Source organism: uncultured Imperialibacter sp., assembly GCF_963974565.1.
Classification (GTDB): Bacteria; Bacteroidota; Bacteroidia; order Cytophagales; family Cyclobacteriaceae; genus Imperialibacter; species Imperialibacter roseus.
Genome location: NZ_CAXBCJ010000019.1, coordinates 54684 through 78331, shown reverse-complemented (window position 1 = coordinate 78331; position 23648 = coordinate 54684). Strand labels below are relative to the sequence as shown.

22 protein-coding genes are annotated in these 23648 nt (G+C 46.3%); 11 read left to right on the top strand and 11 right to left on the bottom strand.

The window, feature by feature from the left end:
- Positions 1-8 precede the first annotated feature (8 nt).
- Positions 9-1133, bottom strand: a complete 1125-nt coding sequence (locus AAC052_RS21910; protein WP_339815504.1) for a hypothetical protein — start codon at positions 1131-1133, stop codon at positions 9-11.
- Complete coding sequence (locus tag AAC052_RS21905) at positions 1130-1678, bottom strand: sigma-70 family RNA polymerase sigma factor (protein WP_317489522.1); 549 nt, start codon at positions 1676-1678, stop codon at positions 1130-1132. The genes AAC052_RS21910 and AAC052_RS21905 overlap by 4 nt, the downstream gene beginning before the upstream one ends.
- Positions 1679-1803: 125 nt before the next feature.
- On the opposite strand from AAC052_RS21905, the gene AAC052_RS21900 reads away from it, so the two are divergent.
- Positions 1804-3690 carry a VWA domain-containing protein gene (locus AAC052_RS21900; protein WP_339815503.1) on the top strand — a complete coding sequence of 629 codons (1887 nt, stop codon included), beginning with the start codon at positions 1804-1806 and terminating at the stop codon, positions 3688-3690.
- A gap of 160 nt (positions 3691-3850) precedes the next feature.
- Positions 3851-5119: a replication-associated recombination protein A gene (locus tag AAC052_RS21895; RefSeq protein ID WP_317489524.1), complete on the top strand. Its 1269-nt coding sequence runs from the start codon at positions 3851-3853 to the stop codon at positions 5117-5119.
- Between the two features lie 338 nt (positions 5120-5457).
- On the opposite strand, the gene AAC052_RS21890 is transcribed toward AAC052_RS21895, so the two are convergent.
- The 3 genes from AAC052_RS21890 to AAC052_RS21880 all read right to left on the bottom strand — a co-directional run bounded on the left by AAC052_RS21890 (position 5458) and on the right by AAC052_RS21880 (position 7599).
- Positions 5458-5949 carry an N-acetyltransferase family protein gene (locus AAC052_RS21890; protein WP_339815502.1) on the bottom strand — a complete coding sequence of 164 codons (492 nt, stop codon included), beginning with the start codon at positions 5947-5949 and terminating at the stop codon, positions 5458-5460.
- A gap of 73 nt (positions 5950-6022) precedes the next feature.
- Positions 6023-6472: a DUF6428 family protein gene (locus AAC052_RS21885; protein WP_317489526.1), complete on the bottom strand. Its 450-nt coding sequence runs from the start codon at positions 6470-6472 to the stop codon at positions 6023-6025.
- Between the two features lie 74 nt (positions 6473-6546).
- Positions 6547-7599 carry a hypothetical protein gene (locus AAC052_RS21880; protein WP_339815500.1) on the bottom strand — a complete coding sequence of 351 codons (1053 nt, stop codon included), beginning with the start codon at positions 7597-7599 and terminating at the stop codon, positions 6547-6549.
- Between the two features lie 159 nt (positions 7600-7758).
- On the opposite strand from AAC052_RS21880, the gene AAC052_RS21875 reads away from it, so the two are divergent.
- Positions 7759-9471 (top strand): amino acid carrier protein, encoded by a 1713-nt coding sequence (locus tag AAC052_RS21875; protein WP_339815499.1) that lies wholly within the window; start codon positions 7759-7761, stop codon positions 9469-9471.
- Between the two features lie 83 nt (positions 9472-9554).
- On the opposite strand, the gene AAC052_RS21870 is transcribed toward AAC052_RS21875, so the two are convergent.
- Together AAC052_RS21870 and AAC052_RS21865 are read right to left on the bottom strand one after the other, a co-directional pair.
- Positions 9555-10796: an MFS transporter gene (locus AAC052_RS21870; protein WP_339815498.1), complete on the bottom strand. Its 1242-nt coding sequence runs from the start codon at positions 10794-10796 to the stop codon at positions 9555-9557.
- A 152-nt stretch (positions 10797-10948) separates the two neighbouring features.
- A complete protein-coding gene (locus AAC052_RS21865; RefSeq protein WP_317489531.1) occupies positions 10949-12199 on the bottom strand; it encodes an ABC transporter permease in 1251 nt (416 codons plus the stop codon).
- 124 nt (positions 12200-12323) lie between these two features.
- On the opposite strand from AAC052_RS21865, the gene queA reads away from it, so the two are divergent.
- Together queA and AAC052_RS21855 are read left to right on the top strand one after the other, a co-directional pair.
- Positions 12324-13370 carry a tRNA preQ1(34) S-adenosylmethionine ribosyltransferase-isomerase QueA gene (gene queA / locus AAC052_RS21860; RefSeq protein WP_151996350.1) on the top strand — a complete coding sequence of 349 codons (1047 nt, stop codon included), beginning with the start codon at positions 12324-12326 and terminating at the stop codon, positions 13368-13370.
- 82 nt (positions 13371-13452) lie between these two features.
- A complete protein-coding gene (locus tag AAC052_RS21855) occupies positions 13453-14142 on the top strand; it encodes a 2-C-methyl-D-erythritol 4-phosphate cytidylyltransferase (protein WP_317489532.1) in 690 nt (229 codons plus the stop codon).
- Between the two features lie 46 nt (positions 14143-14188).
- Here AAC052_RS21855 and AAC052_RS21850 read toward each other — a convergent pair whose 3' ends face one another.
- Positions 14189-14410 carry a DUF2795 domain-containing protein gene (locus AAC052_RS21850; RefSeq protein WP_039751840.1) on the bottom strand — a complete coding sequence of 74 codons (222 nt, stop codon included), beginning with the start codon at positions 14408-14410 and terminating at the stop codon, positions 14189-14191.
- A gap of 216 nt (positions 14411-14626) precedes the next feature.
- On the bottom strand, positions 14627-16015 hold the full coding sequence (locus AAC052_RS21845) for a DUF349 domain-containing protein (protein ID WP_317489533.1): 1389 nt from the start codon (positions 16013-16015) through the stop codon (positions 14627-14629).
- Between the two features lie 121 nt (positions 16016-16136).
- On the opposite strand from AAC052_RS21845, the gene ettA reads away from it, so the two are divergent.
- The 4 genes from ettA to AAC052_RS21825 all read left to right on the top strand — a co-directional run bounded on the left by ettA (position 16137) and on the right by AAC052_RS21825 (position 20912).
- On the top strand, positions 16137-17822 hold the full coding sequence (gene ettA, locus AAC052_RS21840; RefSeq protein ID WP_317489534.1) for an energy-dependent translational throttle protein EttA: 1686 nt from the start codon (positions 16137-16139) through the stop codon (positions 17820-17822).
- A gap of 149 nt (positions 17823-17971) precedes the next feature.
- Positions 17972-18730, top strand: a complete 759-nt coding sequence (locus tag AAC052_RS21835; protein ID WP_339815495.1) for a DUF1080 domain-containing protein — start codon at positions 17972-17974, stop codon at positions 18728-18730.
- Between the two features lie 12 nt (positions 18731-18742).
- Complete coding sequence (locus AAC052_RS21830) at positions 18743-20071, top strand: Gfo/Idh/MocA family oxidoreductase (protein ID WP_317489536.1); 1329 nt, start codon at positions 18743-18745, stop codon at positions 20069-20071.
- A gap of 100 nt (positions 20072-20171) precedes the next feature.
- Positions 20172-20912 carry a TerC family protein gene (locus AAC052_RS21825; protein WP_317489537.1) on the top strand — a complete coding sequence of 247 codons (741 nt, stop codon included), beginning with the start codon at positions 20172-20174 and terminating at the stop codon, positions 20910-20912.
- Positions 20913-20917: 5 nt separating this feature from the next.
- Here the strand turns inward: AAC052_RS21825 and AAC052_RS21820 are convergent, their stop codons facing one another.
- Both AAC052_RS21820 and AAC052_RS21815 read right to left on the bottom strand, forming a co-directional pair.
- Entirely contained in the window at positions 20918-21343 is a 426-nt protein-coding gene (locus AAC052_RS21820) for a DM13 domain-containing protein (protein WP_317489538.1), read from the bottom strand.
- 76 nt (positions 21344-21419) lie between these two features.
- The gene (locus tag AAC052_RS21815) at positions 21420-22457 is read right to left on the bottom strand and encodes a zinc dependent phospholipase C family protein (RefSeq protein ID WP_339815493.1); all 1038 of its coding nucleotides are present in this window, start codon (positions 22455-22457) and stop codon (positions 21420-21422) included.
- A gap of 116 nt (positions 22458-22573) precedes the next feature.
- Here AAC052_RS21815 and rpsT point away from each other — a divergent pair, with 116 nt between their 5' ends.
- Together rpsT and radC are read left to right on the top strand one after the other, a co-directional pair.
- A complete protein-coding gene (rpsT, locus tag AAC052_RS21810; RefSeq protein WP_317489540.1) occupies positions 22574-22828 on the top strand; it encodes a 30S ribosomal protein S20 in 255 nt (84 codons plus the stop codon).
- A 112-nt stretch (positions 22829-22940) separates the two neighbouring features.
- Positions 22941-23648: a DNA repair protein RadC gene (gene radC / locus AAC052_RS21805; RefSeq protein WP_317489541.1), complete on the top strand. Its 708-nt coding sequence runs from the start codon at positions 22941-22943 to the stop codon at positions 23646-23648.

Here is a 23648-nt window from a genome sequence, read left to right as displayed (position 1 = left end):
AATTCGGCCTAGTTGCTGATTTGAATGGTTATGGTACTCAACGGAGTGCCTGTTATCCCATCGTTGTATTTCCAGGGGCCGCTGTTTTGCAATAACCGGATGGCTTCCTGATCGCAAGACTCGCAAAGAGATTTGCTAACCGTGATGTTTTGAGGAGCTCCCTGGGAAGTAAGAGAAAATGTAAGCTGCACTTCCCCAGCGACCATGTCAGCTGTTTTCTGCTGGCTGTCTGATACGAACTTTCTGAATACGTCCATTCCTGACACCGGCGCTGCCAGCTGAGTATTAATTGTCGGGCTGGCTGACCGGGCAGCTGATTTAGCTACCGGAGATGCCTCTTTTTTTGCTTTGTCTTCAGTGCTGCTTACATCAAGCGAGGTAATGGCGTTGAATTCTGAGAGTTTGGGGACGGAGACCTCTTGCGCCAATGACTCAGTAGCGACTTCTTCCAATTCAGCTTCCCGCAAGGCCACACCCGCACCTGCAGCTTGTTCTCGCTGCGTGACGAGTTCATCTGCGGCAATGTCATCGGCAATAGCTATTGGCGTTGTTGCGTTGTCTGCTTCGTTTTCGGTGGTCTCCGTTAGCTGGTTGGCGGCTACTGGTTGTGGTGCCACCTCGGCTGTCTGGTCTGTCGTAGCAGGTTGGCTCTGAGTCACCGGGCCGCCGGAGATGACGTCTTTTTCATCAGCTTCCGTCAATGAGTCGGTTTGCTCATTCGCAATCGGTAAGGCAGGAGTCAAATCGTCCGCCACAAGCGATGAGTCGGTTGGCACAGTTTCCGAACTGGCCACTTCCTCTTCTATCGGACTGTTCGTCAGTCTCCAGGCCGAGAAGCCTGCCACCAGTAGCAGCGTAACCACGGCCGCTATTTTCCAAACGTTAGAGAAGCTGTAAAAAGGTGCACTTTCAGACTTGGTCAGTTTCTTTTTCATATCAGCCAAATCTTTGGCCAGAAGCTTCACGTCCATATCCTGCAGGCCTTCCATCGCCTCATAAAGGAAAGGGTCATTTTCTGCCTTTCTTTCAAAAGTGTACTTCTCCTTGCTACTCATCTCTTCATTGAGGTAGCGCAGAAGGTCTTTTTCTTCCTGGCTTTTTGATGGATCGATATCGTTTTTGGGCTTGCTCATCTTTTACTCTCAATACAGAGCTTCAAGTTCCTTTTTCCGTTTTGAATATGGCTTTTCACTTGTTTCACATCTATGCTTTTCTTCAATGCGATCTCTTCATAGGTCTTTTTGTTGAAATAGAACATCTCCACACATCCTTTCTGTTCCGTCTTCAGTTGCTCAAGGCATTGCTGTAGTTGCGGAGTGAGGTCAGTTTCTTCTTCGTCTAATGGATGCACAACTTCGGTTGATTCCATAAATAAGTGTGCACTTTTTTCCTGAATTCCCTTTTTCGAACGAAGCTTCATCAGACAATGATTTTTAGCGACGACAAAAAGCCAGCTTCTGAATTTTTCTATTTTTTGGGAGGGGCTGGTTTCGTAGAGTTTCTCAAAAACCTCCATGGTAGCATCTTTGGCCTCCTCTTTGTCGCCCATGTACTTGAGGCAAACCCCATACACAAGAGCGAGGTAGCGGTCGTACAGTACTGCCAGCACCTTCCTGTCTTTTTCAGTCACGAATCCCTGCCACAGGGCCTCATCAGAAAATCTATCGAGTAATTCCAAACGGGTGTTGCTTTTTTAATGGTTAGCCAGTTGGTGACATAACGCTCAATCAAATTTATTAATGCCTAATTTATGGAATTTGAACTGGTCTTGCATCCTGTTATCAAAATCAAACTATGATGACAATGAAAAATGTAGCAAAACCCCTCGTACTGATAGCCCTGGTGCTATCTTCATTTACTGCCTACAGCCCGGCGTCCATAAAGGTTAATGGAACGGTGCTGAATGAAAAAGATGGCAAGCCACTAACTGACGTGAATGTTGCAGTCAAAACAACCGGCAAGACCACAGTCACCAACCAGAAAGGTGAATTCGAAATTTTTGTACCTACTGAGAACGATGTGCTCATTTTTACCAAACCAGGATTTTTTAATAAGGAGGTAGCCGTGATCGGAAGAAAGGTGCTGGAGGTGAAGATGAAGGCTGACCCCAGCTGGAGGCCGGCAGTTGTACCAAAACCGGAACTAAAAGAGCTGGCTGACGAAGAAGAGATTGTCTTTGATATGGCGGTTAGTCAACCCATGGAAAGAAGCATGAAGAAGTCGATGGCTATGGGAGCGGCTTACAGCACAGCTTATCATATGGAGCCTGCACCTGTGGTTCACAACACAGAAGGCTATGCTACCATTCACGAGAACGTTTTCAATCAACCGCTGAACGAACCGCTTTCTACTTTTTCTATCGATGTCGACGCAGCTTCTTACTCCAACATGCGCAGGTTCCTGAGCCAGGGCCAAAAACCTCCGGTCGACGCCGTTCGCATAGAAGAAATGGTCAACTACTTTGACTATGACTACCCACAGCCGGAGGGAAAAGATCCTTTTTCCATCAACACCGAATTGTCTTCTGCTCCCTGGAATCCAAAGCACTATCTGGTGCACATCGGCTTGCAAGGCAAAGTCATCCCAACCGACAATCTACCTCCCAGCAACCTGGTGTTTCTGATTGATGTGTCAGGTTCAATGAGCGATCCCAATAAGCTGCCCCTGCTGAAGTCGTCTTTTAAGCTGTTGACCGAGCAACTACGTCCGGTTGACAAGGTAGCCATCGTGGTGTACGCCGGTGCGGCCGGTCTTGTGCTACCCCCTACAAGTGGCAGCGACAAGCAAACCATCATGAAGGCATTTGACAAGTTACAGGCTGGCGGGTCTACCGCAGGTGGCGCTGGAATACATCTGGCTTACAAAACGGCGCTCGAAAACCTGGTAGAAGGTGGAAACAACCGGGTGATTCTGGCCACGGATGGCGACTTTAATGTAGGTGAGTCGAGCGATGCCAGCATGGAAAGGCTGATTGAGCAAAAAAGAAATGATGGCATCTTCCTAACCGTTCTTGGCTTCGGCATGGGCAACTACAAAGATTCCAAAATGGAGATACTGGCCGACAAGGGAAATGGCAATTATGCCTATATCGATAATATTCTGGAGGCCAAAAAAGTGCTTGTTAATGAATTTGGAGGAACCCTGTTCACCATTGCGAAAGACGTGAAAATACAAGTGGAGTTCAATCCAGCCAAAGTGCAGGCCTATCGCCTGATTGGTTATGAGAACAGGCTTTTGAACAAAGAAGACTTCAATGACGACAAGAAGGATGCCGGGGAACTTGGCTCAGGCCATACAGTAACGGCGCTGTACGAAATCATACCGGTGGGAGTCAACAGTAGCTTTCTGCCTGTTGATCCATTGAAGTACCAGCAGAATACCGTCGTACCTGACGCTGCTAAAACAAATGAGTTGATGACTGTGAAGCTACGTTACAAGCAGCCAGATGGCGACACCAGCAAGCTTTTGGTCAACACGATCATGGACAAGCCAACAGCCAAAACCTCGGAGAATTACAGATGGTCAGCTGCTGTTGCTGGTTTTGGCATGATGCTAAGAAACTCCGAGTTCAAAGGTGATATTACATACGACCAGGTAGTGTCGCTGGCTAATGGAGCCAAAGGCCAGGATAAAAACGGTTACCGCATAGAATTCATCAACCTGGTGAAGTCGGCGATGTTGCTGAACTAAACTAAGTTTCAGATTTTCTTTGCGCCTCTGCGCCATTGCGGGAAACTATTCCGCCTGGATGCAGAGGCTTTGTTTTTTACCTGATTCATGCCTGTGCTACACGGCTGTTTAGATCAAATTTGCTTACTTTGTTTCTCCTGTAAAACGCCAAAACACCAACATGTTCCAAAACACTTTTCCCCTCGCCGAACGCATGCGCCCCACCACCCTCGATCAGCTGATCGGGCAGGAGCACCTGGTGGGAGAGAAGGGGATTTTGAGGAAGGTGATCCTTTCCGGGCAAATTCCCTCGATGATCTTTTGGGGACCTCCTGGCGTGGGCAAAACCACTATGGCCAATATCATTGCCAATACTCTGAAGGTGCCTTTTGAAACACTCAGTGCCGTCAGCGCCGGAGTGAAAGATGTGAGGGAGGTCATTCAGAAAGCCAGACCCGGCATCCGCACCGTATTGTTCATTGACGAGATTCATCGTTTCAATAAATCGCAGCAGGATGCGCTATTGGGGGCGGTCGAAAAAGGAAAAATCACACTCATTGGTGCCACAACCGAAAATCCCAGCTTTGAAATCAACTCGGCCCTGCTTAGTCGCTGCCAGGTGTATACCCTGAAGGCTCTTGAGGTAAAAGACCTTGAGAACCTGCTGGCCAATGCCATGAAGGCGGACGAAAAATTGAAGGACAGGAAGATCAAGCTGAAGGAGAAGGCGGCTTTGTTCCGACTATCAGGCGGTGATGCCAGGAAACTTCTGAATTTGTTTGAACTGGTCACTGACCAGTATCCTGACGACCCTTTGGAGATTACCGACGAGATGGTGACCAGCACAGCCCAGCAGCGGATCAGCATTTACGATAAGTCAGGAGAGCAACACTACGATATTATTTCTGCCTTCATCAAGTCCATCAGGGGTAGCGATCCAAATGCCGCCGTATATTACCTGGCCCGCATGATTGAAGGAGGTGAGGATGTGAAGTTCATTGCCCGGCGCATGCTCATTCTGGCGTCAGAGGACATTGGCAATGCCAATCCAAATGCCTTGTTACTGGCTACTTCCACCTTTCAGGCAGTGACCATGATCGGTTACCCGGAATCTCGCATCATCCTTTCTCAATGCGCCACCTATTTGGCCTGCTCCGCAAAAAGCAACGCCAGCTACGAGGCTATCAACAGCGCCATTTCCCTCGTGAATCAAACGGGAGACCTTTCGGTTCCTCTCGCCATTCGCAATGCACCTACGAAACTGATGAAAGACCTCAACTACGGCAAGGATTACCAATACGCCCATAGCCATAAGGGTAACTTTGCTGAAATGGAGTTTTTGCCCGAGGAGATAAAAGGCACGAAACTATACGACCCCGGGAAGAACGCCCGTGAGGAAGAAATGAGAAAGCAGCTACGGGCTCTGTGGAAAGAGAAGTATGGGTATTGACCAGCAATTTCAAGCTTTGCTCCCTTTAGGGTACCCAGCTTAGGGTGGGGGTAAACAAAGCTTGGAATTGTGTTCAGTGAGACTTTTGTGGTGCCCACAGCGTCAGCTGGTGGCACCACCTTTTAAAAGGATCAAGCGGAAAACCTGGGGAGTAAGACGCTGAAATAACGTTGTACCATTTGGGGAATGATAGACAATAAAGAAGTAAAACTGGTTCAATGCGTCTCGCCCGGCCGGGTTAGGCTTGGACCTTTTGCTTCTTTATGTAATGACATAATACTCTTGTCAAAAGAATTAATCCCCCAGAAATATTGCTTGATCCTTTTAAAACAACTGCATTATACCGCCGTCTTACTCCTTCTTTCTAACAGCACAGTGTCTCTCCATATTCCATGTAGCTGCGCAATCTTTTCCCTGTAGCCAATTTCCCGGAAGCCCATGCTTTTGTGAAGGGCTATTGTCGCCACGTTCTCTCTGAAAACCGAAGACTGCAAAGTCCAGAAGCCTTCCGACTCCGCCGCAATGATCAATTCCTGAAACAGCGCTTTCCCGAGACCTTTTCCCCTGAAATCATTTTTGATGTAAATACTCACCTCAGCCACTCCTTTATAAACCTGTCGTTTCGAGACCGCACTTAGTGCCGCCCAGCCAACGACCTGCTTATCTACTTTGGCAACCAACCGACATGCATGAAGGTGTCCGGCATCCCAATTTTCCCAGCCGGGACTTTGAGTTTCGAACGTCGCCAGCCCCGTTTCAATGCCCTCCAGGTAGATGCGTTCTACCTCTGGCCAGTTGGCGGGCACCATTTCAGCTATCTCAGTTTTCATTTGAAGCAATTTTTCGTGCCAGGCACAGCCCTCAGTTGGCGCTGGCGGCACATTTCAACCAAGCTAGCAAAAATCAATTACAGCACGATGCCGCTGACAAAGCAAGTTCGAGACTTGGTTTGCAAACCGGTTGCTGAGCAAATAACTTGATGCGCAGCGTGTCCTCATCGTTTTCTATTAGTTCCACGCTGTAAACCGACGTTCTAAGCGCTCCGTGGCCCCATTCAAAGAATACTTCTGCTTCTTTGTCCATTGCATCTTTCGTGTCAACTAAGTCTAATATGGAAAGTGCCTTGTCGGTTGTCCAGGGCTTTCTCAGGGTCTCCAGGTCATTTACGTAGAGTTGCACAACCGTCTGATTGAATGCCAGTTTTCTGCCTCCACAATCTACCGATGTAATCTTTTGGTTCTTTACCTCTGTGATGTGAAAAGTGGCTGGAAGGAATTTTCCTGGTGCGTACTCAAATTCGAGGTGCCTTCCTTTTTCTGACCTAAGCAATGATAGTAGTTCTTGTGTTCTCATGATTAATCGTATTATTACGATGGTTAACGATAAAAAATATGCCGGACTACCCGGCAAGACTATTAATCGTAATATTACGATACAATGTTTCGTTTTTCTATCATTTTTTTCAGCAAAGTGTATTCTACCCAAAGTGTGTAATTCCATGCCGGACATGAATGGGATATGTGAAAGACCTTTAGTCGCCCAACTCTCTGGAGCCAATTTGGTTTTACGGCTGACAACATAGTCCCATAAAACCAGGGGTACTTTTGCAAGTCAGCAGCTAGTCTGTCAGCAGCGATGGATTTTATCGGTGAGGCACCAAGTCTCATCAAACTGATGCCATACAGCATAGCCCGGAATTCATTCTTTTCTGCTTTGAGGAGCTCTTCCAGAGACTTTTGCAGCGTGCTGAGAAGAAGAGTGTCGTCTTGCTCTGAAACCCATCTGGCAAGGTGATAGGCAATAACGGCCGTGTCCGGATAGTAAGGAGCGACCCCATATGGCTCTGTCACATATAGCGCTTCCTGTAGAATCTTTTTAATGTGTTCGTCCGACTGTCTGGTGAATTCGGTAGGCCACAGGCCCCGAAACAGGCTTAGTAAATTGATTATGGCACATGTGTCCACTACCCACGGCATTTTATCTCCCAGCCAGGCGGCATATACCTTGGGCTGCTGTGGGTAGTATTTGATGAAATGTTTTTCAATGTCTTTCCGAAGAGTTAATAGTGTGTCTTGATCAGCTGGCAGTGCCGAATAAACCAGGGCCGTGTCATCAATATCATCGGGCAGGCGGAAGAAGTCGAATCGATGCAGAAGCCTGCCATTGGGGAAAGGAATATCGGGACTGGTTGGCCAGAAGTTATAGTGCATGCGGCCCCGGCGGCTTTTGTAGAGCGGAACGGTGCTGACAATTCTGGCAGCAATCTTGTCAGCCCGTTCGGTTTGGGAAGAGTTCATCAGGTGCTTCCATTCCAGCAGTTTACTTGCGATCAAAGCCGGAAAAAAGACATTGGGGTCAGAGCGTTTAATTTGAAACAACGGGTAGGTGCGGACAGATGGGATGCTACCGACTGGTAAGTCGAATTTGGTGGCTTCCAGCTGCTCCTCTTCAAGAAGGGTTAGCCAATCGTCTATTTTCATTGCTATTTCTGTCACAGAGCAAATTAACGGTCTTTAGCTTCTTGAAGTACGGTCAAACAGGCTTTTTATATAATGCTCCTTTCACCAGAAGCTATTATTCTTATTTTTGTCGATTGTACAAAACTCATTCCCAACGATTCTACTATTAACCTATCCCGTATGATGCAGCAAATCAACGATTTTCTGGTTCTTATCGACAGCTTTATCGGCAGTGCCGACTGGTTTGTTTACTTCCTGCTTGGAACCGGACTTTTCTTTACCATTTACCTGAAGTTTCCTCAGATACGTTTCTTTCGCCACGCACTGCGGGTGGTGTCAGGTAAATACGACAAATCTGACCTGCCCGGCGATACTTCCCATTTTCAAGCGCTTTCAACGGCACTTTCGGGTACTGTAGGCACAGGAAACATTGCTGGTGTGGCCCTGGCTATCCACCTTGGAGGCCCCGCTGCCCTGTTCTGGATGTTGATGACTGCTGCCCTGGGCATGACCACCAAATTTGTGGAGGTAACACTTTCTCACAAATACCGGGAAACTGTTGCCGATGGCTCACAAGCAGGCGGCCCCATGTATTATATGAAGAATGCCAATTTCATGCTGTTTGGCAAAAAAGTAAGCCTGGGTTGGGTGGCAACCCTTTTCGCAATAGCCACTGTGCTTTCCTCATTTGGTACAGGCAGCTTGCCTCAAATCAACAGTATTTCCAATTCGGTGTTTGCCACTTTTGGCATTGAGCATTGGATCACCGGCCTGGTGCTTTCTATTTTTCTTGGCATGGTGATCATTGGAGGCATCAAAAGAATTGCTGCGGTTACTTCTAAGCTGGTTCCAGCCATGGCAATCATCTACTTCATTGGAGCCTTTGCTGTTATTTTCTATAACGCTGGCAATATCATCCCTTCATTCGTATCGATTTTCGCTGATGTGTTTACTGGCTCGGCTGCCACAGGTGGCTTTTTGGGAGCTACGTTGGCTTATGCCTTCAATAGAGGTGTCAACAGAGGACTGTTTTCTAATGAGGCTGGTCAGGGCTCTGCGCCTATTGCTCACGCTTCAGCCAAAGCCAACGAGCCTCTTTCAGAAGGGATGGTGGCCATTCTTGAGCCTTTTATTGATACAATAATCATCTGTACTGTTACTGGCCTTGTGCTACTCTCAAGTGGTGTTTGGAATGAAAAGCATCAGAATGTTTTTCAACAAACGGACATGTTTGTGCTTAACGCCGTTTACGACGAAAATAATCCGCAGGATCAGGAAAAGCTTTTCGGACACCTTACTAACAAAAGCGCTGTTGCCTTATACAACGGTGACCTGAATGTGCAGGATGGCTCGGTGACCAACAACCTGTCAATCATTCACGCACGCTCCATAGCCGAAGATGTAAAGATTTCAAAAGCAGGCAGCCCCTTCACCGGATCTGTCAAAGTGCAAAATGGTAACCTTGTTGACCCTTCAGGCGACCTTTTGGTTGAAGGAAAATCACTCGTGCACAGTGCTCCACTTACTACAATCGCCTTTACCAGGAGTTTCTTTGGAGATGCGGGACAGTACATTGTCGCTATTGGGCTTCTGCTTTTTGCCTTTAGCACGGCTATTTCCTGGTCGTATTATGGCGACAGAGCCATGACCTTCTTGCTCGGGCCAAAGTCAGTAATGCCCTATCATATTATTTACACCATTGCATTTTTCTTTGCTTCTTTTACCGATACCACCATCATTTGGACGCTGTCAGGCATCACCATTGCGCTGATGACCATCCCCAACCTGATAGGCATTTTGTGGTTGCGAAAAGAGATGCCTCAGATTATTAAGGAATATGGTGAGTTCTTCGACAAGAACTTTCCTGGCATGAAGCATCCTAAATTCAAGTAACCTTTCCGGGACCGGTTAAAAAAAGCCTTCCGTTTCACTTAAGAGCGGAAGGCTTTCCATTTCAGAGCCAATGTATTTTTTTATCATGCTTCAGCAAGCGCTTCCTTTTCTTTCGCTACAGAAGCGTCGTCAGCCGCCAATTGCTCGACGGACTTAATTCTGGACCCAAGGAAAATACAAACCACAGTAACGGCAATGGCAAAATAGCCTACCCAATTGTACCTGGCCAGGCTTCCCCCATTATCTATCACAATCACTCCGGCAATCAGTGAGGCCAATCCGGCAGCCAGCTGCTGTACCGACGAGCTAATACTCATGAAGCTCCCCCTGTTCTGCGGTTTTACCGAAGAGGTAATCATTGCCATCGCTGGGATCATCCTGCCTCCACCCAATACAAAGAAAAGCCCCGTAGCTACTAGTGCCGCTGCCACAGGAACCGGGGGCATGTTAGTGATCAGGAAGACTGGGATAATGGCAGCGCTGGCACAAACTATAAAGACTGTCTTTTTCCCAAATTTATCCGCCAGTCTGCCAATCAAAGGCGAGGTGAAAATGGTCAGACCGCCGCCTACCAGGTAGATGTAAGTAATTTGATCACCCTCAAAACCTACATTTCGAATCATGTAAGGAGCAATAAATGGGATAATCGAGAACTGCCCCAGAATTAACGTTAGCATAAAAAGGAGTGCCAACTTCTGATTGGGTAGCGAAATGGCATTTGTCAGTACCTTGGCGGGGCTGGGGCGATCCGATTTTTTCACCATATGCCCTGTGAGTGAAGGGATAAATTTGAATATCGCCAGGGTAATCAAAGTGCCCATGCCAGCCAAAAGTAGGAATGGAGCATGCCAACTAAACTTCTCAGCAAGGAAATAGCCAAAAGGCACTCCTGCCACCGATGCCACCGAAAAGGCGGCCATCACGATCCCCATACCCTGCCCTCTGCGCTCATCGGGTACCACATCTGCTACCACCGATAATATGAGAGCACCAAGTACACCGCCAAAAGCGCCTGTAAGGCTTCTCGCAAAAAGAAGAACGACGTAAGTTGGAGCAAGTGCACATGCAATGGTGCCGACCACAAACCCCACATTAAGAAATAGGAGCGCCTTTCTTCGGTCGAATCTATCGATGACAAAGGCCGCCATAAAACCGAATATACCAGCAGTAAACGTATAACTGGAGACAATGAGGCTGAATTGCTGAGGAGTAATTTCAAATACTTTCATGAGCAAATCCCCAAGGGGCATAATGATCATGAAGTCCATAATATGAGTGAAATTTATTCCGGCAAGGGTAAAAAGGATGATTTTTTCCTTCGACATGATAAAGTTAGATCAGGCTTTGGTGAGCAAAGCATATTCAACACGTTTTGGCACCAAACAGTTGCCAGCTATCTGGAAAAAAATAAGAAAACAACATACCGGTCACATCAGCAAGGAGCTTGTGAACAAATTGTTAGGTGAGGTATCTGCCTTTACTGCGTTCGAATAGCGATAACAGGATCCAGCCTCGAGGCGGTAGCAGCAGGTATGATGCCCGAGGCCATGCCTATAACAGCTGATACGCCCAGTCCAAGAATAATGTTGCCAACAGTAAGCTGCAGGTCGAGCGTGCCCAGGCTCACAAAGGATATCAGATACACCAGGAAGATGCCGGTTCCGCCTCCAATCACGCTGAGGAAAATCGCTTCAAACAAGAATTGAAACAGGATAAAGTAGTTTTTGGCACCGAGTGATTTTTGAATGCCAATAATATTGGTTCGCTCTTTTACGGACACAAACATGATATTGGCAATACCAAAACCACCTACGAGAATGGAGAAGCTTCCAATGACCCAGCCTGCAACACTCAGTACGTCAAAAGTCGAGCTGATAAAATTCACCAGCGCTTCGGGGCGATTGAGAGCAAAGTCATCTTCCTGCTTCGGCTTGAGTCCCCGCCTTTGGCGCATGAGTCCTCGTAGCTCGTATTCGAGCTCGACCAATCCAATGTCTGAAGATTTTCCTTTGGCCGTAATAGATGAGCCTATTCCATCTCTGGCACCACTATAGTAGAGCTTAAGAAATGTCTTATAAGGAACATAAATATTGTCGTCGTTGCTTGGGGTACCGAGGAATCCTTCTCCCTCTTCTTTAATAGTGCCGATCACGTAATACTTCAGGCCTCGCATGGCTATTGTTTTGCCCACCGGATCCTCGTAGGGAAAAAGATCTTTCGCAATTCGGGCGCCAATAATGGCCACGTTTCGGGCAGCATCGGCTTCCAGTCGGGTAAAATACCTGCCTTTTTCAAGAGGTATTTCATATACGTCCTTATGGTCAAAAGCTACCCCCATAAGGTCGGAGGAGGTAGAATTGTTTTTTTGTTTGGCCGTTACACCACCTCTTCGGGCAGAGATAGTTATGGCTTCAAAGCTGTCGCCATTTTCCAGCAGAAACTGATAGTCAGCATAGGTAGGTTGTGGACGATTCATGTATTTCCACCAGGGGTATGGCCCTCCGCCAAACCCATAGGGCCATTTTTCGACGTTGATATTGTCTGATCCAAGAAAGTTAAGGCTGTCTTTAACGCTGCGTTCAAGGCTGTCCACAATCGTGAACACGGCAATAATGGCGAAGATGCCAATGGTCACCCCTAATAAGGAAAGAACCGTTCTCAGAAGATTGGACCTAAGAGCGTTCCAGGCAAACCTGAAGCTTTCGAGTGTTAAGCGGATGATCAGCAAGGCTTTTTATTTTATTAGTTGACATTCAATACAAATAATTACATCGTACTGAAACTTTCTATATCTTTGCATCCTTTATTTGATGGACTACCACCTCCTTCACAATTTAATACCGTAATATTAAATGAAATTATCAGAATTTAAATTTGACCTCCCTGCGGGGCTGGTTGCCCTCTATCCCTCTGAAAACAGAGATGAATCTCGTTTAATGGTTTTGCACAGAGATTCTGGAAAAATTGAACACAAAACTTTTAAGGACATAGTTGACTACTTCGATGAGGGAGACAACTTTATCATTAACGACACAAAGGTTTTCCCTGCCAGGTTATACGGTAACAAGGAAAAAACAGGTGCTAAAATTGAAGTATTTCTTCTAAGAGAACTCAACAAAGAGTTGCACTTATGGGATGTGCTTGTGGATCCTGCACGTAAGATCAGGGTTGGCAACAAGCTCTACTTTGGTGATGGAGACCTTGTCGCAGAGGTTATTGATAACACTACTTCAAGAGGAAGAACCATCAGGTTCCTTTATGATGGCGAAGGAGTTGACTTCTACAAGATGATTGATACCCTTGGAGAAACACCACTTCCAAAGTACATCAAAAGAAAAGCTGAGCCAGACGACAGAGAGCGTTTCCAAACGATCTACGCAGAGAATGTTGGAGCTGTGGCAGCGCCCACCGCAGGTTTGCACTTCACCAAGCAGTTGATGAAGCGCCTGGAAATCAAGGGTGTGGAAATCAACCCTATTACGCTGCACATTGGCTTGGGCACTTTCCGTCCTGTCGACGTTGAAGACCTGACCAAGCACAAAATGGATTCAGAGAACTTCTTCGTGCGCCAGCCAACGGTGGACATGGTCAACAAGGCCATCGATGAGAAAAAAAGAGTGGTGGCAGTAGGCACTACGGTGATGAGATCGCTGGAGTCTTCGGTTTCTGCCAGCAACCGATTGAAGCCTAATGAAGGCTGGACGGATAAATTCATTTTTCCTCCCTACGAATTTAAGATTTGCAACGCTTTGATTTCTAACTTCCACATGCCTGAATCAACCCTGTTGATGATGGCGAGCGCTTTCGGAGGCTATGACCTCGTGATGGAAGCCTACCGTGTGGCGATCAAAGAAAAATATCGTTTCTTCAGCTATGGCGATGCGATGCTGATTCTGTAAAGAAGCAGATTTCTTTTAAGAAGCTCCTGTTTACAAAACTTCGGCGTTATCTTTCGAAGGTTTAACAAACAGGAGTTTTTTTATGCCTGAAAAGTACGTGATCATAGTAGCGGGAGGCTCAGGAAGCAGAATGGGTAGTACGCTGCCCAAGCAGTTTTTGGAGGTAAATGGCCGCCCGATACTCATGCGTACAATCGAAGTCTTCTCCTCTTTTGACCCGGCAATGGCCATCATTTTGGTTCTACCGCAAAGCAACATGGCTCTTTGGAAAGAGCTCTGCGAAGAGCATCGATTTTTGCCTGCACATCAAATAGTGGCGGGTGGTGCTTCCAGATTCCAGTCAGTGAGAAATGGGCTAGAGCACTTGCCAGACAAAGGGCTAGTGGCCATTCACGATGGAGTACGCCCGTTTGTGTCGACTGAGGTTATTACCCAGGGGTTTGAAGTAGCATCGAAACAAGGCAATGCGATAGTTTCCTTACCACTGAAGGAGTCGATTCGTGAGGTGCCTGGCCCTGGCAATAAGTCGGCAGCACGTGACCGATCCAAATACAGATTGGTCCAAACCCCTCAGACATTCGACATTAGCGTGATCAAGAAGGCTTACAGGCAGCCCGAAAGTGCCCTGTTTACCGACGACGCCAGTGTGGTGGAGTCGGCTGGGGACTCAATAGTGCTTATTGACGGCAATGAAGAAAATATTAAAATCACGCATCAGGCCGATTTACTGATTGCAGAGGCGTTGCTGAAAAATAAAAAAAGCCCGGCATAAGCTACCGGGCCATCATTTCAGCCATTATTTCTATTGACGACGGGTATTAATACTCGTCCTCGTTGAAAAAGAAATCTTCTTTGGTCGGGTAGTCCGGCCATATTTCTTCAATGCTTTCGTACGGTTGACCATCATCTTCTAGCTCTTGCAGGTTTTCTACTACTTCTAGTGGTGCTCCTGATCTAATGGAGTAGTCAATTAATTCGTCCTTGGTGGCGGGCCATGGGGCGTCTTCAAGATACGAAGCCAGTTCAAGTGTCCAATACATGATCTATACCTCCAATTTTGTTCTGTTTTTCAAATAGTGCGCAAAATTAGTCATCAGTTTTTGTAATCAAAGGCCTTTATTAAATTTCTCATACACAATAAGTTAAATCGGCTCTGAATTGCAGGAAAGAGGCAAAATAGGCATGCCCAATCGCAGCGCTGATGGCTTCATTTTATGGATAAATACAAAATTATCCAATAAAAGTTTCAAAAAGCTTCAAATTTGATCCAGCGATACTTTTAGCTCTTGTAACAACTGCCTTTTCACGATCACTTTGCGCTTCTGGTTGAGGTATTTATTGTGAAGCATCTTGTCGAATGCCTGTTTGGTGGCATTGAGCCTGTCAAGATTTTCCTGATAGGTCTGTAAATCCTGCTCGTCTCTCACCAGAAGGTCACGAATAAGCTTCATCTTGAATCGTGTCTTCTCCCTATTGTTCTTCTTGGTGTATTCGGGATCTTTGTTGGCCGCCAGGTTTTCGAGGAAGATTCTCTCCTGACCCCGATCACAGAGAATCAGGAAGTGCTCAGTTACTTCTTTGGCTCTTTCTTTTGGCACCATGCCAATGCCCTTCCATATCTGCTGAAGTTTTCTAAGCTCTTCCACGCTTTCACGGGTACCCAAGTCAGCCAAAGTTTCTGCCTCTTGAATAAGGGCAACTTTTCTTACCAAATTACTCTCAAGCTCCTCAGGAGATGGCATCACATTAGGCCTGGCGCTGTAGGCTGGTCGAGCTCCATCTTGGGGCCTGCCACCGCCGCCGCCATACATCGTTCTTGCCGGAGGCCCGCTGCGCCCCTGAAAGCCACCTCTGCTTTGAAAGCTTCCCGATGGTGCGTCTGGCCTGCGGAAGAAATAGTTGGTGTGATACCGCAAATCCTTGTCAAGCCGGCGCTTTTCTCTGGCTGGCAGCTCACCCACGTTTCTCCACTCCCTTTGAATCTCACGAACCCGGTCAATGGTGCCTGGTTCGGCTTTCTTTGGTTTCAACGATTTCAATTCGTTGATATAGTCTTCGCACTTTTGAATGCGAACATCAAATGCCTTTCTTCTGTCTTCAAAATAGACCTGCTTTCTGTCAAAAAAGTCAGTAAGCTTCGTTTGAAAACTTAAATCCAGTTCGGCATTTATTTCCTTTTTGGCATTTCCTGTTTTGATCCAGCGATCCTTCACGTCAAGCACCTTGTCAGTGGCTTCCCGCCAATCGCTTTCGGCCAGTGCCTGATCCAATTCTTCCAGTAAAGCTGTTTTTATTTCACTATTTCTTTCCCTGTTTTTGGCAATGGCTACATTCAAATCTTCTTCCAGCACCGTGAGCCTTTCAAAGAGCGGGTGGTAGTCTCCCAGCCCGTCGTAGTTGCCAAGGGATTCCTTCATATGAAGGAGCTTCATAAGGTACGAGCCCTTATTTTCGCTTTCGTTGATGGCTTTTTCGAGCTCATCAATCTTCTGTACGAGGTGTTGAAAGCGATCCAAAAAGTATTGGATGGTTTTCTCTTCACTTTCTTTTACTTCGCCAATTTGCCTGTCAGAAAATTCCATGTAGGCCGACAGGTAAACTTTTTCCTCTGCTATATACCCAAAGGGTATGTCTCGTCTTTCCAAGTTCCTAAATAATTATAATGTTGCGGATAAATGAGCATTTGGTGCAAAATAACTAATATAAATCAAAGATGAATCATTGGTAATAATTTTTACCATCTTTGAATCAATAATACCCTATACAATGAGTGCAGAAAAAATAATCTTTTCAATGGCGGGTGTGAGCAAAATTCACCCCCCGAAAAAACAGGTTTTAAAAAACATTTACCTTTCATTTTTCTACGGTGCCAAGATAGGTGTCCTTGGGTTGAACGGTTCAGGCAAGTCTTCGTTGCTTAAAATCATAGCAGGGGTAGACAAGGAGTTTCAGGGGGAGGTAGTTTTCTCGCCGGGATACACCGTGGGAATGCTGGAGCAGGAGCCGCAGTTTGACCCCAATAAAACAGTAAAAGACATTGTGGAAGAAGGGGCTCAGGAGATTGTTGATTTGCTAAAGGAGTTTGAGCTAATCAATGAAAAATTTGCAGACCCGGAAGTGCTTGACGATCCCGATGCTATGGATAAGCTGATTCAGCGCCAGGGAGAGGTGCAGGAGAAACTTGACCATGTAAATGCATGGGAGTTGGATAGCAAACTTGAGATTGCCATGGATGCTTTGCGGACACCTCCTGGTGATGCGCTTATCAAGAACCTTTCTGGCGGTGAAAAAAGAAGAGTAGCGTTGTGTCGATTGCTTTTGAAAGAGCCGGACGTGCTGTTGCTCGATGAACCTACCAACCACCTTGACGCTGAATCGGTGCATTGGCTGGAGCAGCATTTGCAGAACTACAAAGGCACGGTCATCGCTGTGACCCACGACCGTTATTTCCTTGATAATGTAGCGGGTTGGATACTTGAACTTGATCGTGGTGAAGGCATACCATGGAAAGGCAACTATTCGTCGTGGCTGGAGCAAAAGCAGGATAGAATGGCCAAAGAAGAGAAGACGGAGTCTAAAAGACAAAAGACCCTGCAGCGTGAATTGGAGTGGATCAGAATGTCACCCAAGGCTCGTCAGGCGAAAGGAAAGGCTCGTTTGAATGCCTACGATAAAATGGCAGGCGAGGAAGTCAAAGAAAAGGAAGCCAAGCTGGATCTCTTTATTCCTAACGGGCCGAGACTCGGCAATAAAGTCATTGAGGCAACGGGGCTTTCAAAAGCATTTGGTGACAAGCTTCTTTTTGAGAACCTGTCGTTCGCATTACCACCAGCTGGCATAGTCGGTATTATTGGGCCTAACGGTGCCGGTAAAACGACGCTCTTCAAATTGATAACCGGAAAGGTTCAGCCCGATGCCGGGTCATTTGAAGTCGGCCCCACCGTGGTGACTGGCTACGTTGACCAAGAGCACGATAACCTTGATCCTAACAAAACGGTTTGGCAGACGATCTCCGAAGGAAATGAATTGATTGAGTTGGGTGGTAAGCAAATCAACTCCCGGGCATACGTAAGCAAGTTCAATTTTGCAGGCAATGACCAGGAGAAGAAGGTTGGCATACTTTCCGGTGGTGAAAGAAACCGGGTGCACCTGGCGTTAACATTGAAAATGGGAGCCAATTTACTGCTGCTCGATGAGCCAACCAACGACCTTGATGTTAATACCCTACGAGCACTTGAGGACGCACTGGAAGATTTTGCAGGCTGCGCCGTCATTATTTCTCACGACAGGTGGTTCCTGGACAGAATTTGTACCCACATACTGGCATTTGAAGGAGATAGCCAGGTTTATTGGTTTGAAGGCAACTACACCGACTACGAGGAAAACAGAAAAGCTCGCCTTGGGGGTGATATTATCCCTACCAGAATTAAATACCGAAAGATGACGAAGTAGCCGTTGAAAATAGGATAATGACTCATCAAGCGTTATTTTGAAGCTGCTGGTTTTTGGCAGCTTTTTTATTGCAAACAAGGGGAAAGGATGAACGGTATTCGACAGAGCCTTATATTTTATTACCTTCATAGATTCAATCGGGTATGAAAATGAAAAATACGACACTAACAACACTCTTTGCATTAACGATTTTCGGCTTTACACAGTCATGCGCCCAAAATCAGACCACAAAACTAACCGACCAGGAAGTCAGCGATGGATGGAAACTTCTGTGGGATGGCAAAACCACTGAAGGTTGGAGAGGAGCCAAACTAGACAAGTTTCCGGAGAAAGGCTGGCAAATGAAAGACGGTGTGCTCACCATATTGGCCACCGACGGTGCTGAAGCGGCGGGCCCTGGCGACATTATTACTGACAAAACCTATGGCAATTTCGAGCTGCAACTTGAGTTCAAAATTACCCCTGGAGCCAACAGCGGGATCAAGTATTTTGTGGATCCTGAAATGAACAAAGGGTCAGGTTCGGCTATTGGCTGCGAGTTTCAGGTGCTTGACGACGAGCTGCACCCCGACGCTAAAATGGGCGTGAACGGAAACCGTACATTATCGTCTTTGTATGATTTGATTGCGGCGGAGAACTTGTCTGATCTAGGGCAGCCAATACCATTCAATGGCGTGGGCACCTGGAATACTGCAAAAGTTATTTCAAAGGATGGCCATGTTGAACACTGGCTCAACGGCACCAAGGTTGTAGAATATGAGCGCTTTTCGCAAATGTTCCGGGCCCTGGTCGCATATAGCAAGTATAGCAAATGGCCGGAGTTTGGCAGGTGGCCAGTGGGTCACATCCTGCTTCAGGATCACGGAAACGAAGTAAGTTATAAGAATATTAGAATCAGAGAATTATAAAATTTCAAAGCAATGCCTACAAATAACGAAAGAAGAGAATTTATCAAGAAAACAGCTTTGGGAACTGTAGGGCTTTCATTTGCCATGTCAGCCAGAAGCTACGGTTCCATTCTTGGAGCTAATGATCGAGTAAACTTTGCAGTGGTAGGAGCCAATAGCAGGGGCAGGGCCCATATTTCGGCCATTTCGAAAGTGAACAATGCCAGCTTGGGTTATCTGTGCGATGTTGACTCCAGAGTATTTGACTCAGCAGGCGCTCACATAGAAAAGGCAATGGGCAAAAAAGCGAAAACAGAGAAAGATTTTCGTAAGCTCCTTGAGAACAAAGATGTTGACGCCATTACTATAGCCACCCCTGAGCACTGGCATGCACCGATGGGTATCATGGGTGCCAACGCTGGCAAACATGTATACATCGAAAAGCCTTGTAGCCACAATCCGAATGAAACGGGTATGTTGGTAGCATCACAAAAGAAAAATAAAATTGTGATGCAAATGGGCAACCAGCAGCGCTCAGGTTCTGCTTCAAAGGAAGCCATAAGTGACATCAGAAATGGAATCATTGGCAAAGCCTATGCGTGCAAAGCCTGGTACGCAAATGCTCGCAAGTCGATAGGCGTGGGCAAGCCTGCTCCGGTGCCTGAGTGGCTGGACTGGGAGCTTTGGCAGGGGCCGGCACCCAGGAAGGAATACAAAGACAACGTCGTGCATTATAACTGGCATTGGTTCAAGCATTGGGGCACCGGCGAGCTGCACAATAATGGCACCCACGAAATAGACATTAGCCGCTGGGCACTTGGCGTCGATTATCCAACAAAAGTTTCCTCTTCCGGTGGCCGTTATGCGTTTCAGGATGATTGGGAATACTATGACACTCAGATGGTGAACTACGAGTTCGAAGGTGGTAAAATGATCACCTGGGAAGGGAGAAGCTGCAACGGCTTTGAAGTTTATAACAGAGGCAGAGGAGTAACCATTCATGGCACAGAAGGGACTATTCTACTGGATAGAAACTCTTATCAATTATTCGACATGTCAGGTAAGCTGGTGAAAGAAGTGAAAGAAGGTGCTGAAAGCGCTACGACCAACACAATGGGAGAGGGTATTTTGGATGTATATCACTTTAACAATTTTGCAGACGCCATTCGTGAGGGCAAAACATTGAACGCCCCAATTGCCGATGCTTCTATTAGTACTCAGCTTTGTCACTTTGGGAATATTTCTCAGGAAACAGGAAGAACCCTAAACATTGATCCTGCTAAAGGGCAGATCTTGAATGACAAAGAAGCGCTTAAAAACTGGAGCAGAGAATATCAGAAAGGCTGGGCTCCGGTTGTTTAACCTCTTGGGCCATTGAAACATTGACTTATTAGTTGGAAAATATCAGAGCTTCATTGATCTGCTTATTACTTTTACAGTAGACTGAAACCAGTTATTTATTATGAGCTTTGATATTTTCCTTCAACCATCTTCGTGGATTGCCCTTCTCACCCTCACTTTTCTTGAGATTGTTCTTGGGATAGATAATATCCTCTTTATTTCGATTGTCTCAAAAGGGCTGCCTGATCTCCAGCAAAAGAGAGCCAGAACTGTTGGGCTTAGCCTTGCACTGGTGATGCGCATCGGTCTTTTATTTGGCATCAACTATATCACACGGCTTACAAACCCGCTTTTTTCTATCTTCGGCACCGATCTTAGCGGGAGAGACCTTGTGCTGATGGCTGGCGGCATGTTTCTGGTATTTAAGTCGGTGATGGAGGTGCACCAGAAAATGGAGGGAGACGACTCAGAAAAGGCGTCCAAGTCGGCAACCTTGCTCAATGTCATTGTTCAAATTGTGTTGCTCGACATGATTTTTTCTTTCGATTCGATCCTCACAGCCGTGGGACTCACTGAGCACTTGCTGCTGATGATTATAGCCGTTGTTATTTCTATGGGAGTAATGATGGTCTTCGCAGGGTCTATCAGTAACTTTATTCACAACCACCCCACGCTGGAAGTCCTTGCGCTGTCCTTCCTCATCCTGATTGGGTTCATGTTGTTTATTGAAGGCTGGCATCACCACGTGCCGAAGGGCTACATCTACTTTGCGGTGTTCTTCGCCCTCGTTGTGGAGGTCATTAATATGAGGATGCGTAAGGCCAGAAACCCTGTTAAACTAAAGAGGAGGATGGAAGAGTAGAGGTTCTACTTCAGCTCCGCATTTCCAAAGTTCACACTGAAGTCTTCGCACCAAACAATGGCGTAGCTAAAGTCGTCCAACATTATGTCACTGGAGATTTCATAGGACTGCTTGCCGTTGGTTGATTTAAGTTTCCCAAGACTTACAAACTTTGACGCTTTTGTGTCAGAGCTTAAGTAAACGTACAAGTCTGGCCCGTTCTCAGTAGTAAATGGATCAAGCACCAGGGTTTTCGTGCCGCCGGTTTGGTATATAGTGGCCTTGCCAGTCACTTTGTGAGCAACATTCGTGAATTCACCGGCCTTCAAAACAGTTGTTGTAGGCGTTGGCACAAAATCATCTTCAACTGGGTCTGTTGGTGTCTCGCCCTCCTTTTCACAAGAAAAAAAGAGGCTTAGGCTGAGGAGAAGTATAAAATGGGTGCTTTTCATGTTAGCCAATTAACTCAGAAAGGTCAAACAATGTTGTCGGGGGAATGACATGTTACCTCAAAGTTCAGAAGAACGATCACGGTAACTCCCCTCCCTCGTGGTCTCTTGTGCTAACTTTCTTCACTCTCCAGGCTTCTTGTTCAGCCTCAAGTTCCTTCTTTTGTCTCTCAGTTAGTTGAGTTTTGACCAACTCATACATATCAGGCTGGCCAGCATCTACCCAGCAGGTAAACCAAAAGTCGCCTACCATCTTTATCGAGGCTCTCATTCTGTTTTCCACTTGCGCCCCAAGCATTTGGTGAAAAGCCGCTGCGTATTCACGTGAGTAAGTTTGGGTCATGCTGCCTCCTCTTTCTTCAAAAGTGTATTTTTTGTCTTCGGCAAACTGAGCATTTAGTTGCTTCTCGAACCCCAGCACCGAATCGAGCGCCAGGTGGGCATTGGTGACCGCCGTCCAGGCCTCCATCTGGGGATTTTTTATGTACTCGGCCTTCCCAACAAAAAAATCGTAATCCTCAAAGAAGAGTTCTGGTAGCCTCGATTCCCAGAAGCCATGGATGCCATATTGATTGGTGAGCTGGCCGTTATAGTTCTCCGTAGTGTGCAGAGGCACGTTGGCGTCGCCTATATAATGGCCTATGTCTGTAGCATAGCGAAGAATGCGATCAATGTCTTTTTCCCGGAAAGCTTTTGTAAGGAAGTTTTTCATGGTGGCAATATGCCAGGGAACGATACCGTATGCCTGGAGTGTATCTTCGGTATACTTTTCTACGGCCTCGTTCCAATACCTTGGCATCTTGTAAACGGCGCTGTCTCCATAGATGTCGATGTCTATATAGTGTCTGGCCGCTTCTTCAGGAATCGCATACCTGCGCCTGTCAGGGTTAACAGCATTTTCCTCCACATATTGAATATGGTATTTAAAGAAAACCCCTAATTCCGGAGGTAATGTGTAAACGGCCAGGTGGTTTATTTTTTGGTGAGCAAAAAATCCCCATCGGCTGCTGCCCGGGTTCGAAAATGATATATTTGCGATTAGCGTCCCTAAAACGGCTAATAGCGAAGTAGCTTTAAATGAAGCTGGGAATGTTGTCACTTTATTGTCGGGTCGCATAGGCTATCAGTTGCTTCGCTGGAGATTATATTCCAGGAGGGTTTTGTAAATTCAAACAATACTTTTATCTTTGCGCTCTCTAAAAATGAACTGTTTACCGCAAGTACTAAAATAGTATGGCTAATCATAAATCGTCGTTAAAAAGAATTCGTTCTACAGAAGCCAAAAGGTTGAGAAATCGTTATCAGCACAAAACGACTCGTACCTTTATCAAAAAGCTTGTAGGATCAACTGATAAAGCAGAAGCCACTGAGCTTTACAAAAAAGTTGCAGGCATGATTGACAAGCTTGCTAAGAGAAACATTATTCATAAAAATAATGCTTCTAACAAAAAATCAAAATTGGCTAAGCTGGTTAATGCGCTAGACTAAACACCAATTTACCCGAAGATTTAAGGAGCCTCTTCAATTTGAAGGGGCTTTTTGTTTTTATTGCTGGTTGATTTGTTGTTTTTGGTTACCTTAAGAAGCAAATCAATCAAGTATGTCTGAAGGTGACTACATGCAACGGCTGTCGATAAAAAGCTGGTCAGAAGATGATCGGCCCAGGGAAAAACTCATGTCGAAAGGCAAGTCGGTTTTGTCAGATGCTGAGCTGCTTGCCATTCTTATCAACTCGGGCACTAAAAGACACTCTGCTGTCGACCTTGCCAAAATGATCCTCCAAAAGGCAAACAACGATCTGAATGCGTTGGGGAAATTTAGCATGGCAGACTTCACTACCTTTGAGGGCATTGGGGAGGCCAGGGCCATTACCATCATGAGCGCTCTTGAATTGGGTCGGCGGAGGAAGGAGCAAGCCACAGAAGCAAAACCCGTCATAATTACCAGTAAAGAGGCCTACAATTTCATGCGGCCCTATTTACTTGACCTGGCCCATGAGGAATTTTGGATTATTTTTCTTGGCCGTGGGGGCAAGGTAATTTCTGTGCAACAAGTGAGTTTGGGAGGCATTAGTGGCACTGTTGCTGATCCCCGTGTTATTTATAAAAAGGCATTGGAACTGCCAGGCTGTACTGGGATTATTTTGACTCATAATCACCCTTCAGGAAACCCCAGGCCGAGCCAGGAGGATATCAGGCTCACCAAGTCGATGAAAGCTGCCGGAGAGTTGCTTCAGATACTTGTACTCGACCATTTGATTTTTTGTGATGAAGGATATTATAGTTTTGCAGACGAAGCAACATTATAG